This is a genomic window from Mesorhizobium sp. C268A (assembly GCF_040324475.1).
In the GTDB taxonomy this organism is placed as follows: domain Bacteria; phylum Pseudomonadota; class Alphaproteobacteria; order Rhizobiales; family Rhizobiaceae; genus Mesorhizobium.
Genome location: NZ_JAMYVX010000001.1, coordinates 4,815,064 through 4,832,107 on the forward strand (window position 1 = coordinate 4,815,064; position 17,044 = coordinate 4,832,107).

Consider the following 17,044-nt stretch of genomic DNA (forward strand, 5'->3'; position numbering starts at 1 on the left):
TCGCGACTTTCAGACAACCATGCCTCATAGCGCGGGATTTATGCGATCCGGAGCCGTGCCCTTAGCTTGCCGATGAAATGCGTCACGGCCGCGGGGTGAAACAACCAGGTCAGTCCCAGGAAAGCCGCAGCGCCGGCGACGCCGCCCGCCGCGAGCGGAAAGATCGCCGGCATATAGCCCAGCGCAGTGCCGGCAAGGCTGGCGGCCAATCCGGTGCAGATAGAAATGATGACCGAGACAGCGATGTCGCGCCAGGGCACCGGCACCGGCGTGAGCCTCTCGGCGATGACGATGCAGGCTGCAAGACCTGCCAGCGATCCGCCCGCCAACGCCAACGCCGCGCCAACCTCCGCCATGGTGGGAATCAACAGAAAAGACAGTGAAATCGTTGCCACCGAGCCGAAGGAATTGGCGATGATCAGCAACCACGGCCGCTTATGTGCGTGCACCACGACGCCATAAACGAAGCTTGTGAGATTGGCACAAAGAACGCTGAAGGCGATGATCGGAAACAGCAGACCGAAGCGACCATGATATTCCGCGGGCAGCAGGAGTCGCGTGATGTCGCCGCTGAGCGCGATAAGCATTGCTGCGACCGGCAGGCAAAGGCGTATCATCAAGGCCATGAGTTGCGACAACAACCGCCCGGACGCCTCGGATCCCTCTTCGTCGAAGCGGCTGACCACTTCTGGAAATGCGCCCATGTTGATTGCGTTGGCGACCATATCGATCGGCTGCCGAGCCAATGCGTAGGCGGCTGCGAAGACAGCCACCGCGCCGGCATCGTAGTAGAGCTTGAGGAAGACGCGTTCAGCGCTGTTGAGACCGAAACCGACCAGCGCCATGATGACGAGGGGCACGCCGAGGGCAAAAAACTCCTTGTGGGTGAAGCGCGGCGGGCCGCCAATAACGCGCCCGGATGCCACAACGCACGCCACGATGCCGGCAATCAGCACGGCGAGGCTCGAGCCGAGCGATACCGTCAGAAAAGAGCGTTGGAAGATAAGGATGGCGGCGATCGGCAAGGCGAGTTGCAGCAGGCCGCGCAGATATTCAAGCATCGAATAGAGGGAATGACGCTGCTGCATTTGCAGCACCGTCAACGCGAACCGGCTGATGGAGCCGGCAATCAGATAGCTGCAGACGGCGATTGCAAATTCGATCCAGCGCTCCGGCACGATCATCGCCGAGGCGATCACGGATATGATCAGGGCCAGCACCGTGGTGGCAAGCAATACCTGTCCGGCAAGCATCAGGCTGCCACGGCTGACGTCGCCTTTTCCACCAAGCCGGAGCAAGGCAATGCGCAGCCAGTTGGTAACGGCAACATCCGTCATTTCGCCCACGGTGACCACCAGGGTCAGCAGGCCATACTCGGTCTGGTCGATCAACCGCGTCATGACGACCAGCAGGAGCAGAGCGGAAACCCGCGTCAGCAGAATAGCTGGGCCATAGATGAGCGTGGAACGGAGCAGCAAAGGGTTGTCCCGGAAAATTTGCCGTCGATTAACCGTTGACCGACAGGAATTCCAGCATGATGACGGCAAAGGGTGAACGGATACAGTTTGAACCAAAAGATTTGTCGTAAACCTTTTTTGGAACCTTTGCTTTACGGTCACCCGGCATCCGCAATCCAAATGGTGTCATGTTGCAGCGTCTCGCCCACAATAGAAAAATACATGTCCTGGTCGCAACGCCCTCGGGCGTTTCGGGACAAGGCGGCATTGACCGGATCATGGGGGCGCTGAAGCAGGAGTTCGAACGGCAAGAGATCGCCGACATCGATCTGCGCTTTCTTTCCAGCCGTGGCCCGGGACATGTCGGGCTTTCGATCTTCTACATGCTTGGTTTTTGCGCGCGGATGGTTGCGGCCCGCCTCGACAGACGCGCCGACGTCATTCACATCAATATATCGGTCTCCGGCAGCACCTATCGCAAGATGATTATCGCCGCCTGCGCCAGGCTGTTGTCGATACCGTATGTCCTTCATCTGCATGGGGCGCAGTATCAGACATTCTGGAAAGATGATCATAGTTTCATGAGCCGCCGTATCAGGGCTCTGTTCGAGCATGCCGGCCGGGTGATTGTCCTGGGGGGGCTTTGGCGCGATTTCGTCGCCAGCCGGGCACCGGCGAGCGGCGGCAATATTGTCATCGTTCCCAACGCCACGGCAGTTCCTTCCCTGGCGCATGTCGGCGGAGGCGATCACGTGCACATCCTGTTCCTCGGCCGCATCGGCGAGCGAAAGGGCGTGCCGCAGTTGGGCGAGGCGCTGGAGCGGATGAAACATCTCAGGGGTTGGCGTGCCACGATCGCCGGCGATGGTGAGGTCGAGCCGGCACGAGCGAGGTCGGTCGCTCTAGGGATTGCCGACCGTATTGCTTTTCCGGGCTGGGTGGGACCTGACGAGGTCGCATCACTGATCGCTTCGGCCGATATTCTGGTGCTCCCCTCGTTCGCCGAAAATCTGCCAATGTCGGTGATCGAAGGCATGGCGGCCGGCTTGGCTGTCGTGGCCACCCCGGTGGGCGCGGTCGAGGACATCATCACCCATGAACAATCCGGTCTGTTGGTGCCGCCCGGCGATGTGGCGGCGTTGACCGAGGCGTTAACTCGGCTGGTCGAGGATACGGCGCTGCGCGCGCGGCTTGGCGCCGCCGCCATGGCGGTGCACCGGGAAAGGCTTGAGCTTGCACCGTTTGTCGACGCGATCTGCGATGTCTGGAGATCGGTCGCGTCCGAGGCGCGATCGGTCAAGCGCTGACGCTGTCCTTCATTGTCGTCACTGCGGCGGGCCAAGCGCGAATTCGCGGTGGAATATCTCCAGGTTCAAAAGCGCCCATATCAGTTTTTCGTGGTCCGCGGCGCGCTCGGCGTGCTCCCTGACAATCTGGTCCAGCTTCTTGGCGCTCAAATAGCTACGGATGACCGAATGGGACGAACACAGATGGTCCCGTACATAATCGCTCATCGGCCCGCGGAACCATTCGGCGACGGGCACCTTGAAGCCGATCTTTGGCCGGTTGAGGACCTCGTCGGGAACCATGCCGGCCATGCAGTCGCGCAGGATCTGTTTGCTGTGCAGGAGGCCGAGCCTGTAACGATCGGGCAGTTGGCTGACGAAGGAAACCAGATCGCGATCAAGGAATGGCATTCGCCCCTCGATTGAACCGGCCATCATCATCCGGTCGCCCCGTTCCAAGAGGTTGTCGGGCAACCACGATGTCTGATCAAAAAACAACACACGGCGCAGATGGGATTCCGTCACACTCGAAGAGAACGGGAAATCGTTGCAGTCATGGCCGCAAGTGGCCAACCCACCGAGGAGCGAATCGCGTTCCCGCGCCGTCATGGCTCCAAACCAGGAGATCATCCGGGTGGCAAAGTCCCGTTCACCCGCGCTTCGGGCAAATATGTCGAACTTGGCCGATGCGCCGGGCAATGCGCGCATTAAAGGGGCGAGGAGATTGTTGTGAAGCGACGCTGGAACAAGTGACCGGTAGACACCCGCCAGAGACTCTGCGCGATGTTTGGGGTAGCCGCCGAGAATCTCGTCCGCCCCTTCGCCCGTAAGCACCATCTTGACGTCCCGCGAGGCTCGAACCGACATCAGGTAAATTGGAATGTCCGTACTTTGTGAAACAGGTGCCCCCCGATGGCGGACCATCTTGGGCAGATGAGTCATCAGGTCATCCGCCTGGATGACGATTTCGCAATGATCGGTCTTGAAATGATCGGCGACGCGCCGGGCGAATGGAAGCTCGCTGTAAGCCTGTTCGCTGAAACCGACCGAAAACGTACGAATGGGGTTGTCGCTGTGCCTGGTCATCAGGGCAACGATTGCCGACGAGTCGAGCCCCCCGGACAGAAAGGCGCCAAACGCCGCATCACTGCGCATCCTGATCTCGACAGAACGGTCGAGCAATTCCAGAAATCGTCGCTTGGCGGTTCCTGGATCGATATCCGCTGTCAGATCGGTCTGATCCGGGGGCGCATAATAGCGCGTTTCCGTTACTTCCCCTTGCGACCACACAGCGTAGCTTCCCGGGTTGAGCTTGCGGATCTGTTTGAAAAGCGTCCGCGGTCCAGGCACGTAACGCCAGGTCAGATACTCGCGCACTCCATCCAGATCGAGCTGCTGGCCATCTGGCTGCGCAGACAACAACGCGCTGATCTCCGAGGCAAACGACAGCAAATTTCTGCCTTGCATGAGGTAAAGGGGTTTTTTTCCAAAGGGGTCGCGGGCGAGGATCAATTCGCGCCGTTGAGCGTCCCACAGCGCAAAAGCGAACATCCCGCTCAATCGGTCGAACATGGTCAGGCGCCACTGGTCATAAGCCCTGAGCAGCACTTCCGTGTCGGAGCGTGTGCGAAAACGGTGGCCGAGACCGATCAACTCCTCACGCAGCTCGATGAAGTTGTATATTTCGCCGTTGAAAATAATCCGGAGCCGTCCGTCCTCGGTCTGCATCGGCTGATTTGAATCGGCGTTTAAGTCAATAATCGCGAGGCGGCGATGCACCAATGCCAACTGGTCCTCGCCTGTGTTCAGGTCCAGGAGTTCGATGCCTTCGGCATCGGGACCACGATGCTGCAAGGCATTCGACATCCCGGCGGCCCGATCTTGTGGCTTCTCGACCCTGCGCCCAATCCAGCCGGCAATTCCGCACATTCTTTCCCTTGGCCCTCTTTCCCTTGTTTGCGTATGATCGAGGACACCAATCTACAGCGAATATATTAAATAGCTGCTCGGTGGAGTGATTTTAAAACTGAGCCTGATTTGGTTCGATCAGGCTCTCTCGGCTGCAACTGGAGACGACAGTCCTTGGGTTTCACGCGATTGATCGCCAGCAACCACGCAGACCGCTCGAGCCGACCCTGACCCGATGACGAGTTATGGCAGGCCCAGTGCCCGCAACATCTCCCGGTCCGGGATCGCAGGCCCCTTGGGTTGGATAACACTCATTCCGTAAGGATTGGAGAATTCCCAGGCCGACCACGGCATCGCGAAGCGTTCCGCCTCTCTGCGCACTGCCATGAGATAGCGCAGGCGATCAGCATCGAAAGCTCCCATGCGGCCATCCGCAGACATCAGGATAACGCCGAATTCGCCCACGAACAGGCGTCGGCTCGCTATGCCATGGGCTTCAGCCCAGTCGACCGCGTGACGGAAACCCGCTTCGAGCTGGCTCTGCCCCCAATTCTGCTCAAAGTATCGGGCGATCGTTTCACGCGCCGAGGCCATGTTCATCACCTCTTCGATCTGGCTCAAGCCGGCGGCGTCCATCTGCGCCTTGAGGGTTTCGGCGACCACTTCGGGCGTGCTGGCGCCGGCAGGCCAGGGAAGGCCGGAGGAGAAAGCGTTCTTGTCATCGGCCCGCTGGTGCGTGAAGCTGTGCGGATCATACATGTGGAAGCTGTAATAGACGTTGGGGTCGTCGAAGTTGGGGTCCAGGTTGACCAGTCCCGCGATGCTCCCGCCGCAGGCGCCGGTCGCGACGATGGTGAGTTCGCTGCTGACGGCGCGAATATCGCGAACCGTGCCTGCCATGATCCGCTGCCAGTCATCGCTGCCGCTTGAATCGCAAGGGTAGTAGGCGGGCTCGTTATAGGGCTCGAGGGCGACCTTGTCGGCGCCAATTTTGATCAGCATGGCAGCCACCGCCACTACCATTTTGCGATAGCGGGCAACACCCTCGCTGTCGGCCCCGCCATAGATCATTTCCATGCTGTAAGCCGGAACCTGGCTGACGCCATGCAGATCGAAAACCACCTTGAGCCCGCTTGAAACTACCCGCTGCACCGCAGCGGCAAGCATGTCCAGCGCCTGTTGTCGTTTGGCGCCCTCGCTGGCAAGCAGAGGGCCAGGGTCGACACTCAGCCGGACAAAGTCGAAGCCCATGGATCGAATGCGATCAAACTGGTCGCCGTCCGGCCAATCGGTGAGCGGCCTGCCGCCCGCAAGCCATTCCTTCTCGCTGCGATAGGGCGGCCATTTGTAGGAACCATCTTTCTCCACCGGCGACCAGTTGAGCCATTCATGGACGCCGACGCCGCGCTCAAGCGGGATCGGCGCCGCCTCGGCTGACATAGCCATGCCAAGCGCGCACGCTATGACGTAGACAACTTTTCTCATCGCAAAACTCCGCGTCATGGCCGAAGATATTAACCGCGGGAACGGAAAAGAGGATGCCGCCACACGCTTTTTCGACGGGATGGTGTATGAGGATCAAAATCTTGGCGGAGCGCGGATGAGGGTCGGGTGGTATTTCAACCGATTGCGCAGCATGGAGTTGGCCGAGATATTGCATCGGTTGGACGAGCAGCGCCGGAGGACCGTTTCGCGCCGCCGCGACAACGGCTGGCAGCGCTATGCGTCGCCGCAGTTGCACCCGGTGCTGCACGGATTGCGGAATGCTGTGCCGGCCGCTGCGACACCAGCCCAGCGGCAAGCTATCGAGGCGGCTGCGCAAAACACTCTTCGAGGCCAGTTTTCAGCACTTGGGCAGACCTGGCCACAGCGAGACCCCTATACTCTCTTTCCACCCGAGCTCTGGCGCCTTGATCCGGTGACCGGCCGGCTTTGGCCAGGCCCCAAGACCCATACTTTCGATATCGATTTTCGCCATGCCACCGGCCGTGGCGATGTAAAATATGTTTGGGAAATCAACCGGCTGCAGCAACTGCCGCCACTGGCTGCCCATCTGCTTCTCACCGGCGATGATCAATCCCGTGCGGCCATCGAGGCGGCGATCGAGAGCTGGCATTTCGCCAACCCACCATTTCGGGGCGTTGGCTGGGCCTCGGGCATCGAGGTCGCGCTACGAGCCATCAGCCTGATTGTCACGCTCGACCTCGTCGGCGAGCGGCTTGGCGCGGCGACGCGAGAAAAAGTCGGTGAAATACTGGCGGCAAGCGCCTATTGGCTGCCGCGGTTTCCCTCCCGTTTTTCGTCCGCCAACAACCATCTCGTCGCGGAACTGGCTGGCGAATATCTGATCGGTCTGGCTTTCGGGGCCGAGGTGGCTCGCGAGTCGCTCCTGGCTGAGGTGCTCAAACAGATCCTGGCCGATGGCGCCGGGGCCGAGCAGACCCCGACCTACGCCGCCTTCAGTGCCGAGCTTTTCCTGCTGTGCGCTGCGGCGGCGCGCCAGGCCGGACTGCCTTTTCCCCAGCCCGTCGAAGCGCGTTTGGCCGCTTTCGCCAATTTCGCAGGCTGGCTCCCGCCGAAAGCCAGCGGCTTCGGCGACAATGATGAAGGCCGCGTGATCACGCTGGGGGGCGAAACCGATTATGTCGGATCGGTCGCGGCCGCCATCCATGGTTTTCTACGGATGCCGGGCAGGGCACCGGAGCCCGGCGATTTTCGCGCGCTTTTCTTCGGCGCGCCACCGCGGCCGGCGCCGGTGCCGGATGGATTGCATACGTTCACGCAAGGCGGGCTCTCCGTCTGGCGCGGCGAGATGAATGGTCGCAACGTCCATCTGACATACGACCACGGCCCGCTGGGCTACCTTTCGATAGCGGCGCACGGTCATGCCGACGCGCTGTCGCTCACCCTGTGCATTGACGGCGATCCGGTGCTGGTCGACCCCGGCACATGGCTCTATGGTTCGGGGGGAGGCTGGCGCGACTGGTTCCGCTCGACGCCGGCGCACAACACGCTGAACCTAGAGGGTAAAAGCCAAAGCATCATCTCCGGGGCGTTCAACTGGTCGCACAAGGCGGTTGCGACATTGGTGGAGAGCGAGCCGGGGCCGCACTGGAGGCTGTGTGCCCGACATGACGGGTACAAAGGCCGCTTCGGCGTTGTGCATCAACGCGCCGTGACACGCGATGGCGACGGCATCCTCGTGACCGACCAACTGCTCGGCGGCAGCCGCGTCGCTGAGATCGTCTTCCAACTCGCCGCCGACCTCCACGCCAACAGGGATGGAAACATTGTCACGATATTGCGCGGCGCTGAACCTTTGATGACTATCCACTTTCCAGACGCAGCGATCCACATCCGTTCCGGCGGCGACACACCGGGCCAAGGCGGCTGGGTTTCGCCGCGTTTTGGTGCAAGGCAGCCAGCCGAACGCCTCGCATGGCGTGGCCAAGTAGGCGAAAAGGGAGTAGTCATCCGGCTCGCGCCAAGTCCGCCGCAGACCCGATAACCGGCAGGTTGCAGGCGCAGCGTTCGACATTAATTACGTTCAGATATTTAGCGGTTTTGACACCGTTGATCTGCTAATTTGGCCATGATTGTTCTGCCAGTCGCATCCCGATACACAGTTGCGGGCAGCATATGATGGGCCTGGCAATATGTGCTTCGCGACGAGCCGGATCGCCATTTCACCACCTAGGAGCCACTGCATCGATGTTTTCGGAATTCGCCAGAGTGATCGTGGAAAAACTCTCACACATCAATCTGCTGACACTCGGTCTCCTGTTGCTCACGGCGCTGGGGAGCGCTGTGGTCGCCTACTGGCGAACGGTCGAACAGAAATCCTTCCGGGACTTTTTCGACTTCGCCTTTCCCGCGGAAGTCATCATGCACCCATCGGCGCGAGCGGACGCATTGTTCTGGATCACGAAAAGGCTGGTGATGCCCTTCCTGCTGATTCCCGCCGGTGTCACTTTCGTTGCCGCCACGGGATATGCAACAAACCAGGCAGTCGGCTGGCTCTTCAGCATCTCGCAACCGCTGATACCCGGCCCCGCCGGCCCAGTGACGATCATCCTCTTCACCGCAACCATGCTCGTTGCTTACGATATCTCCTACTACCTATATCACGTTGCCCAGCACCGTTTTCCGTTCCTGTGGGAATTGCACAAGGTGCATCATTCGGCCGAAGTGATGGTTGGGATCACCAAGGACCGGGTTCACCCCCTGGACGATCTGATGAACCGGATCTGGGACGGCGTCATACCGGGGATCAGTTTCGGCTTGTGGAGCCTGATTGCGCTTAATCCGGTCGAGATCGCCATATTTGGCATCAACGTCTATGTCATTCGCAACATTCTCATGATGGACTTTGTTCGCCACACGCATCTGAAGATTTCCTTCGGCCGGTTGAACGGCGTCATCTTGTGTCCGCACTGGCACCAGGTGCATCACAGTGTCGACCCTCGCCACTACGACAAGAATTTCGGGCTGCTTTTTTCATTCTGGGATCGCATATTCGGAACGCAGTTCATCCCGGATCCGGACGAAGACCTCAAGTTTGGACTGATAGATCGCGACGTACGCGACTATCAGTCGCTTTTTGGACTTTACGTGCTGCCGCTCAAGAAAATGGCAAACCATATCGTGCGACTTTTTCAAAAGCGCATCGATGTCGCGCGGCCGCAGGACCGTCTCCAACCATGAACAAAATGGCTTCCATTGACGCTGTTGGTGCGGAGCGACTGGAAATCGTCAGTTCGACGGATCGCCTGGCCGCCATCGAAACCGAATGGGTAGACCTATGGCATCGTACCGATGCACTGATCTTTCAGAGCCATGCCTGGGTTTCGGCATGGTGGAGCACCGTGCGCGACCGCGACCGGCGCTCGCTGCGGATCGGCCTGGTATGGAGCGATGACAGGCTGGTCGCTGTCATTCCCCTGGCGATCGGCAGACGAAAAGGACTTCGGCTCCTCGAATGGGCCGCCAATAGCTATACGGACTATGGTGATATTCTTGTCGCGCCGGAATGCTCCCTATCGGCCCTCCAGAACCTCTGGAACCGGATCTGTTCGGCGGGTGGCTTCGATCTTGCTTTTATCAATCGTCTGTCGCCGGATGCGGCAGCCCGCAGGATTTTTACACCGGGCTCTTCCAGCGGCGTCAAGCTTCGCGCCAATCACCGGGAGGAAGTCAGTTATCGCGTCGCTGGACAGTGGGCCAGCGGAGCAGCATGGCTGGCGGACCAGCCGAAAAAGATGCGCCAGAACTATCGGCGCGGCATCAAGATACTGGAGGAAACAGGCGAAGTGAAATTCCGCCTCCTGTCGGCCGACGAGCCGCTGCAGCCATTGCTGGAGCGACTGTCGGCACTGAAGCGCAGATGGCTGGAAAAGCACACGCGTGAATCCGACCTTTTCGAAGAGGGCGAGCCGGTTCTTGCCGCCCTGGTGGACGCGCTGTCACGCGCCGGTGTGCTGCGCATTTTCGTACTTGAATGCAATGGTGCGATGGTCGCGGTTTCCATCAACATCGTCCAGCACAACGTCATGATGGCATTCGTTACCACCTACGACCCTGACTTTAGCCGAGCGTCGCCGGGTGCGGTCCTGATTACGGAGTATATACAGTGGTCGTTTGATCACGGCTTGGGATTGGTCGATTTCCTCTGTGGCGGAGAGGCCTTCAAACATAGGTTTGCAACACAGGCCGTTACCCTCCAATCCGTTCTTGGGGCACGCACTGTGCAGGGCGCGCTCGCTTCTCTCGCTGATCGTATCTGTCAGACGATCCGCGTACGCTCACGCGGATTGGCGTCGGCGAATCCAGAGCGCCCGCCCGATGAGACTGCTTAATTTAGCTGGATAACTTGGGCATAAGCCGCCGAGCGTTGAGGGCTGGCGTGCGACATGGGCGCGCCATTCGAAAATCCGCGTCGATTGCGCCTCGGAATCGGGACCGAATGGGTCCGCAGGTGGAGACTTCAGCCAATTCTCGCAAATCACGTCTCTCGATGCGCAGTTTGTTGTCTGCGAAGCGTCGCAACACGTTCGTTGGCGTCACAATGGTAGCAGGCTAGGTCGTGAAAATCATTGAAGATTTTTTCGGACAGGGCGCCTACCATAGGTCGGCGTTTTTTACTGTGAATTCAACAGCTTAGGTAGGCTGGTAGCGGGAGAGCGCTACCGCCTTTCCCCCCACTCGGAGACCATGCGATATTTTCTACAGTGTCGGGCGTAGTGGGCCCTTCTCGGTGCTGCAAAGACCGGTAGGCAAAGGGAGAGTCTGACCCGGAAGCTATCCACGATGCGAACGGCAGCTTTGCGCCCCATATCAGACATTCCTGCCGTCCCGTCCTGCACCCAAAAGCCGACATCGCTAAATCCAGGGCACAGCCAGCTTTGCGCCAATCATCGTCGGACCGATGCAAGGCGGCAGTTCGCAGAGCATTGCGAAATGAGGCGAACTGGTGCGTGCTTGATACGAAGGTTGGGGCAGGCGATTTGAATCTAAGATGGTCGAGCAGTTCCTCGGGAGTTGGCATGCGACCGAGTCTATCCCCGCATAATACGATAGACAGTTGCATCACCCTCCACACCCCGAAGAGGCGCTTCAAACGCCTCGACGCGATGGCCGGCAAGCATTTCGCTAACCCCGGGCGCGGAATAGAGCGCTTCGGAAATGCAGATCTGTCCGGCTTCTGCTAGGGACTGCACGCGCGCGGCGACATTCACGGTCTGACCGAAGTAGTCGAGGTTGTCGTTGAGCGTCACGGCGATCGATGGGCCACAATGGGCTCCGATCTTCAGAATGATCCCCGGCCCGTCATGGTCGCCGTTGAAGCGATCGATTTCTTCAAAGATGTGGAGTGCAGCCGAAATCGCATCCGACGGCTGCGAGAATACAGCCATCACCGCATCGCCAATCGTCTTGACCACCGCGCCGCAATGTTGCTGAACCGCCGCGTTGACCAGAGCGAAATGCTCGCGGACCAAAGCATAGGCGTTGAGGTCACCAAGGCGCTCATACATGGCGGTCGAACCCTTGAGGTCCGTGAACAGGAAGGTGATCTGCCGGATACCGAGCCCCTCATTCTCGTCGACGCGTTCGGACCGGAAGAGCTGGCGGAAGGTTTGCCGTGCAAGCAGCGCTCCACCGGAAACATAAGGATCGAAATCGAGGGCCGGCTTGGTCGTCAACGCGACAAGCTCGGGCGGCCAGTTGATGACAAGCAGCGAACCACGCGCTGGCCCCCTATTTGCTACCTCTATAACGATCGGACCGGGTGGCACGGCGGGCAATGCCGGCAGGAAGCGTTTGCCGTCATAATCGATCTTCAGAACTGTGGGTGCCGACACCGGATCGCCTGATATTGGCACGGCGAATGCAGCCTGCGTCCGGACGTTGACTCCCGAAAGGGCGCCTAGTCCCAAGTCAGTGCGGAGCACTGTGATGGTGCCGGGCTGCAGAAACGTCATGCCCCGAACCAAGCCACGCAGAACGTCAAGAAAGCGAACGTCTTGCCCCGGTAGCCGCCCGTCATGTCCGAAGTGGAGCTTCCAGTGAAAATCCTCGACGGAAAGCGTCTGGGGATCGTGGTGCGGCAGGCGCCGTAACTTCGACGATACCGAGAAGGTGACCTCGATGAAGTCGTCTAGGTCGGTGTCGCCCGATACATCGCACAAGCCACAGACATAGTGGGTCTTCAGCGTGCGCAAGGCGCCGAAACTATCGAGCACCATCCCAGACTGGGGGCACAGCACATCCCAGCTCATGTCGAATAAGCCACAGCGGGCGGCATGAAGGAAGAGGTCGATCGCTTCAGGTTCGGCGATTGCGCGGTCGCGGGCGAAGGCCAGCGGATTGACACGATAGAGCGCCTGATCGTCGGCGCTCCTGATCAGCGTCTCGAATTTCGAGATGACGCGTGGGCTCCAGACTCGCGCCTGCTCTACTTTGGTCATCCTGCTTTCGAGAAGACGATCGTCGACTACCGTCACATCGGACCCTCAACCTTGCCGCCTTGCCGTGCGACAGCCTACTAAAAACCAGCGCGATGCGAATGGATTGCCATCGAAAGCGTCTGCCGGCACAGCTGAGATGCTTATGCTCCTACTCGTCTAACCGACCATCCAAGGCATATCGATCGCCCCGAGCGATACAACGATCCCGAGGACCACCAAAGCAATGCCCAAACTACCTTCGAAGCGGCGGCCACGGGGCAGCAGCTTCTCGACGAAGACGAGCAGCGTCAAAAGCAACATCCAGGCGACGCTCATGACGCCGGTCGCGACCAGCACGGCAAACAGCGCCCAGCAGCAGCCAAAGCAATAGAGACCGTGGCGCAGCCCCATCTTGAGCGCGCCAACACGCCCGTCGCGCCAGTGCTGCGCAACGAAAGCGAGCGGCGAACGGCAATGGCTGAGGCAAATGTGCTTGAGGGTCGTGAATTGATAGAGCCCGGCGACGCCAAGCGTGGCACCGAGCGCGAGCGGTGCCCATTTCGCACGCTGGGGCGGATCGAGGCTCGTTGCAACGTCGCTACCGAACTGGACCAGGACATATACGACAAGGCCCGCCCCCGCCCAGACGAGCAGATAGCCCGCGACGAAGGTCCACGTCGGGATGGCCACATGTTGTTCGCGCCTAGCCTGCGCCGCCGCGAACATAAATATCATGGGCGCCGCGGCTGGCAGCATCATAGCCGCCATCATCACGGTCCACACAGCGAGAAAAGCGGCGGCGCCGGCAAATGACCAGTCGTCGGCGGCAATTCCGGCCATCGCCATGCCAGCCATGCCTTCCATACCCTCCATACCGCCGCGCGCGGCAATGCCCATGGGCATATCCATGCTGAATGTCTGGTAGAGGGTGAGCGTCCACGCCGCTGCCGTCAGCACGACGAGCGATGCGAGAAGGCCGAGCGGGATGCCGCGCAGATTCCGGGTGAACCGCCGCGATTTCCTGGGGAACGCGTCAGCCATTGTCACGCCCTAGTTCGGGCCGGTCCAGTCGAACGGAATGTGCTTGCTCGAGCGGGCCGTGCCAGTCCAGTCGAGCCCGAAGCCCTTGGTGCTCACCTCGACAGAACGCCCCCAGGTGGCAACCTGGCCCGGGCCGACCTCCGAACCCGGCGGGTTGATCGTCTGCACTCGCTTGCCGGGCGGGGTGGTGGGACCGGAAAGCGCCTCTGCGCGTCCAACGACGAGACCAGGAATTTCGACCCGCCAGGTGGCCAGGTCGCCCGCCACCTCGAAAGTGATCGGCACGAACTCCATGCCACGCATCTCCCCGATATTGGCGGCAAAACCCGCTGGCCAGCCGCCGGCGTGGCCGCCGAAGATCACCTGCAGGGCTTCGCGCTGCTGCTCATCAGCCTTCTCGTCCAGATACATGCCCATCACGGCCTTTGCCTCGCCGGCCCACAGATTGCCTTCAAACTCGCCGAGCGCCACCAGCGTCAGGCCGTCGAGCTTCACGCCGCCATACTGACCCTCGCGCACATGCCAGGCGAGCACGCCCTGGCAGTGATTGCCGGTTGGCCGCTGGGCGAACTCGCAAGGGCAAGGGATGTCGCAGCTGCAGATGTCGAACCAGTCGCCTGCGAGCCGCCATTGAGGCACTGCATTCATGGCTCATCCTCCGGAGATTGGGCCTAGTTATACGCCGAAGATTGGTCGCGCTCCAGCAGTTCGTGCGTCGCCACTGACTTTGATGGATTGGCCCCACCCCGGTGGTCGAGCTGTGCATGCCAAAACCTGCAGTTGGGGCGCTTCAGGTCCGGATCTCGACGACGGACGTGCCGGAGACGGCATCCGTCACGCCGAGCTCGGCGCCGAGATCCTCCAGCATATCGCGCATCGTATCGAGAAGGCCGATCATATGCGGCCGGGCCGCGGCGAGGCTGTTCATGTCGTCCCATTCACCGACGACGCAGAAGGTCCGGTCGCCGGTCCTGACGAGCGCGGCTTTGCGGAAGCCCTTGACGTCGAGCGTTGCCTTCTTGTGCGCGTCGATGAAGGCCTGTTCCTTGCCGGGCTTGGTGCGAAACCGAACGACATTGTAAGCGGTCATGCCTTCCTCCAATCCATAGCCAAATTAATAAATCGACCAGGCTTACGGGCGAGCCTCCAGAACCATGTTGAACGGCGTCTCGGTGGCGCGACGGAAACGGCGGAAGCCGCCGCCGGTAACCACCTTGCGCAGCCTTGCCTCGCCCGCCTGGGCGCCGAGGCCGAGCCCAACCTCCTGCGATAGCGAGGCAGGCGTGCAGATGAAGGTCGAGGCGGCGTAATAGATGCGCCCGACCGGATTGAGGTTCGCTGAAAGCTTGTCATGAGCGAAGGGTTCGACGATCATCCATGTGCCGTCCGGCTTCAGTGCCTTGTGCACATGCCTGGCCGCACCCTCCGGATCGCCCATGTCGTGCAGGCAGTCGAAGAAGGCGACAAGACCGTAGGTGCCAGGAAAATCCTTGGCCGCCGCCACTTCGAAGCGGGTGTTGCCGGCGACGCCGGCCTCTCTGGCTGCGGCGCGCGCCCGTTCGACGACGGGGCATGATAGTCGAAGCCGGTGAAGCGCGAATTCGGGAATGCCTTGGCCATGAGCACGGTCGATGCGCCGTGGCCGCAGCCGACGTCGGCGACGTCTATGCCACGCTCCAGCTTCTCGACCGCGCCATCGAGCGCCGGCAGCCAGGAGCCGATCAGATTGGCGTTTTAGCCCGGGCGGAAGAACCGTTCCGTGCCGCGAAATAGGCAGGCGCTGTGATCGTGCCAGCCCAGGCCCTTGCCCGAACGAAACGCCTGCCGCACCTTTTCTTCGTCAAGCCATAGCGTCGAGACGACCTCGAAGGCGCCGGCCATGAAGGTGGGGCTGTCCTCGTTGACGAAGACCTGTTCCTGCTCGGGGCTGAGGTAGAAGCTGTCGCTGGCCTCGTCGTATTCGACATAGCCGGCGGCCGCCTGCGCCGAAAGCCATTCACGCACAAGCCGCTCCTGCGTGCCGGTGTTTGCGGCAAGCTGCCCGGCGGTCATCTTGCCGCCCTCGCTCATCGCCGAGAACAGGCCGAGCCTGTCTCCCAGCAGCACGGCCGCCCCGGTGGTGATGGCGCCGAGATCGCCGACCATCTTTCCCAGCAGGGCCTCCAGCTTTTCCTGGTCGGGCTGTTTGTCCTTGTTGCGCTCCAGCATCGGCTTTTCCTCCGGCTCGATCCCAAACATCGGCCCAAGGCTGGACGCCTGATCCCGCCGCCGGGATGGGCTGGCCATGGACAGCGGAGAAAGTTTACCTAAGGATAGCACCTGCCGATAATGCCGAGTTCTGATTGCGGCGATGCATGCCGGGCATCAGCGGGGATGTGTCATGGAAATGCACGAAATTCGTTATTTTCTGGCCGCCTGCCAGACGCTCAACTTTCGCCAGGCGGCGGACCTTGTGAATATCACTCAGCCTGCGCTCACCCGCGCCATACAGAAGCTGGAAGCGGAACTCGGCGGACTGCTCTTCCATCGCGACAAGGGCCATGTCCAGCTCAACGATTTCGGTCGCCTGATGCGGAGTCATCTCGACGAAATCGCGCAGCGCTCGGAGCATGCCAAGCGCACCGCCAGAAGCTTTCTGTCGCTCGAGACGGCGCCGGTGACGCTCGGCGTGATGTGCACTATCGGGCCGCTGCGCTTTATCGGCTTCCTCAATGCATTTCGCGAACGGTTTCCCGGAATCGAGGTGACCGTAATCGAAGGCGCCGCTGACCACCTCACCGACCTTTTGCTGCAAGGCAAGCTGGACATCGCGCTCTTGGCGCGCCCGGAGCCATTCGATCATCGGCTGAGGGCGGAGCAGGTCTATACGGAACGCTTCGGGCTCGCTTTCTCAACCGGGCATCCGTTCGAGACGCGGAATACGCTGCAACTGACGGATGTGCGCAACGAGCCCTATCTCGAGCGTATCAACTGCGAATATGGGAATCGCATCGACGAGCTCTGCCAAAACCTCGGCTTCGAGATCAAGAGCGCCTATCGCAGCGAGCGCGAGGACTGGATCCTGGCTATGGTAGCCGCGGGAATGGGCGTCTGCTTCATCGCGGAATTCTCCGCCAGCCAGCCGGGCGTCTGCCACAGGCTGGTCGTCGACCCAGAGATCGTGCGCGAGGTGTCACTGGTCTCCGTCGCGGATCGACTGCCTTCGCCCGCCATCTCTGCATTTGCCAAGGCGGTGATGGAGTATGACTGGCACATACCGATGACGGCGGGATCGACTGGTCTCTAAGTCCACAGTCCGCCTTCCGCGTCAGCAAACATGCGCCATACGATCACATCTTCGTGTCGATGTAACTGACCGCAATGTCGGGCGAACCCACGAATGGGGCAACTGTGCCCCGCAAAAATGGGA

13 protein-coding genes and 1 pseudogene are annotated in these 17,044 nt (G+C 60.6%); 5 read left to right on the forward strand and 9 right to left on the reverse strand.

Going from position 1 to position 17,044, the window contains the following annotated elements; translation table 11 throughout:
• Nucleotides 1-38 precede the first annotated feature (38 nt).
• On the reverse strand, nucleotides 39-1,478 hold the full coding sequence (locus NKL06_RS23505; RefSeq protein WP_023691690.1) for a lipopolysaccharide biosynthesis protein: 1,440 nt from the start codon (nucleotides 1,476-1,478) through the stop codon (nucleotides 39-41).
• A gap of 167 nt (nucleotides 1,479-1,645) precedes the next feature.
• Here NKL06_RS23505 and NKL06_RS23510 point away from each other — a divergent pair, with 167 nt between their 5' ends.
• Complete coding sequence (locus NKL06_RS23510; protein WP_031207861.1) at nucleotides 1,646-2,764, forward strand: glycosyltransferase family 4 protein; 1,119 nt, start codon at nucleotides 1,646-1,648, stop codon at nucleotides 2,762-2,764.
• A gap of 18 nt (nucleotides 2,765-2,782) precedes the next feature.
• On the opposite strand, the gene asnB is transcribed toward NKL06_RS23510, so the two are convergent.
• From asnB to NKL06_RS23525, 3 genes are all read right to left on the reverse strand, one after another.
• Entirely contained in the window at nucleotides 2,783-4,672 is a 1,890-nt protein-coding gene (gene asnB / locus NKL06_RS23515; RefSeq protein WP_023691688.1) for an asparagine synthase (glutamine-hydrolyzing), read from the reverse strand.
• Between the two features lie 222 nt (nucleotides 4,673-4,894).
• Nucleotides 4,895-6,136, reverse strand: coding sequence for a glycoside hydrolase family 5 protein (locus NKL06_RS23520; RefSeq protein WP_031207862.1), 1,242 nt, complete (start codon nucleotides 6,134-6,136; stop codon nucleotides 4,895-4,897).
• Entirely contained in the window at nucleotides 6,060-6,473 is a 414-nt protein-coding gene (locus tag NKL06_RS23525; RefSeq protein ID WP_245276468.1) for a hypothetical protein, read from the reverse strand. The genes NKL06_RS23520 and NKL06_RS23525 overlap by 77 nt, the downstream gene beginning before the upstream one ends.
• A 96-nt stretch (nucleotides 6,474-6,569) precedes the next feature.
• On the opposite strand from NKL06_RS23525, the gene NKL06_RS23530 reads away from it, so the two are divergent.
• The 3 genes from NKL06_RS23530 (at nucleotide 6,570) to NKL06_RS23540 (ending at nucleotide 10,506) form a co-directional block, all read left to right on the forward strand.
• Nucleotides 6,570-8,159 carry a heparinase II/III family protein gene (locus NKL06_RS23530; protein WP_245267081.1) on the forward strand — a complete coding sequence of 530 codons (1,590 nt, stop codon included), beginning with the start codon at nucleotides 6,570-6,572 and terminating at the stop codon, nucleotides 8,157-8,159.
• Between the two features lie 203 nt (nucleotides 8,160-8,362).
• Nucleotides 8,363-9,355, forward strand: a complete 993-nt coding sequence (locus tag NKL06_RS23535; RefSeq protein WP_023691685.1) for a sterol desaturase family protein — start codon at nucleotides 8,363-8,365, stop codon at nucleotides 9,353-9,355.
• A complete protein-coding gene (locus NKL06_RS23540) occupies nucleotides 9,352-10,506 on the forward strand; it encodes a GNAT family N-acetyltransferase (RefSeq protein ID WP_023671807.1) in 1,155 nt (384 codons plus the stop codon). Before NKL06_RS23535 ends, NKL06_RS23540 begins: the two co-directional genes overlap by 4 nt.
• Before the next feature lie 699 nt (nucleotides 10,507-11,205).
• Here the strand turns inward: NKL06_RS23540 and NKL06_RS23545 are convergent.
• From NKL06_RS23545 to NKL06_RS23565, 5 genes and pseudogenes are all read right to left on the reverse strand, one after another.
• On the reverse strand, nucleotides 11,206-12,651 hold the full coding sequence (locus tag NKL06_RS23545; RefSeq protein ID WP_023686294.1) for an adenylate/guanylate cyclase domain-containing protein: 1,446 nt from the start codon (nucleotides 12,649-12,651) through the stop codon (nucleotides 11,206-11,208).
• 120 nt (nucleotides 12,652-12,771) lie between these two features.
• On the reverse strand, nucleotides 12,772-13,635 hold the full coding sequence (locus NKL06_RS23550) for a DUF2182 domain-containing protein (protein ID WP_245261700.1): 864 nt from the start codon (nucleotides 13,633-13,635) through the stop codon (nucleotides 12,772-12,774).
• Between the two features lie 9 nt (nucleotides 13,636-13,644).
• Nucleotides 13,645-14,283, reverse strand: a complete 639-nt coding sequence (locus NKL06_RS23555) for a DUF1326 domain-containing protein (protein ID WP_023683386.1) — start codon at nucleotides 14,281-14,283, stop codon at nucleotides 13,645-13,647.
• 142 nt (nucleotides 14,284-14,425) lie between these two features.
• A complete protein-coding gene (locus tag NKL06_RS23560; protein ID WP_023686292.1) occupies nucleotides 14,426-14,725 on the reverse strand; it encodes a putative quinol monooxygenase in 300 nt (99 codons plus the stop codon).
• A 42-nt stretch (nucleotides 14,726-14,767) separates the two neighbouring features.
• Nucleotides 14,768-15,843 (reverse strand): annotated as a pseudogene (locus NKL06_RS23565) (class I SAM-dependent methyltransferase).
• Nucleotides 15,844-16,015: 172 nt separating this feature from the next.
• Here NKL06_RS23565 and NKL06_RS23570 point away from each other — a divergent pair.
• Nucleotides 16,016-16,921: a LysR family transcriptional regulator gene (locus NKL06_RS23570; protein ID WP_023683382.1), complete on the forward strand. Its 906-nt coding sequence runs from the start codon at nucleotides 16,016-16,018 to the stop codon at nucleotides 16,919-16,921.
• Nucleotides 16,922-17,044: the final 123 nt, after the last annotated feature.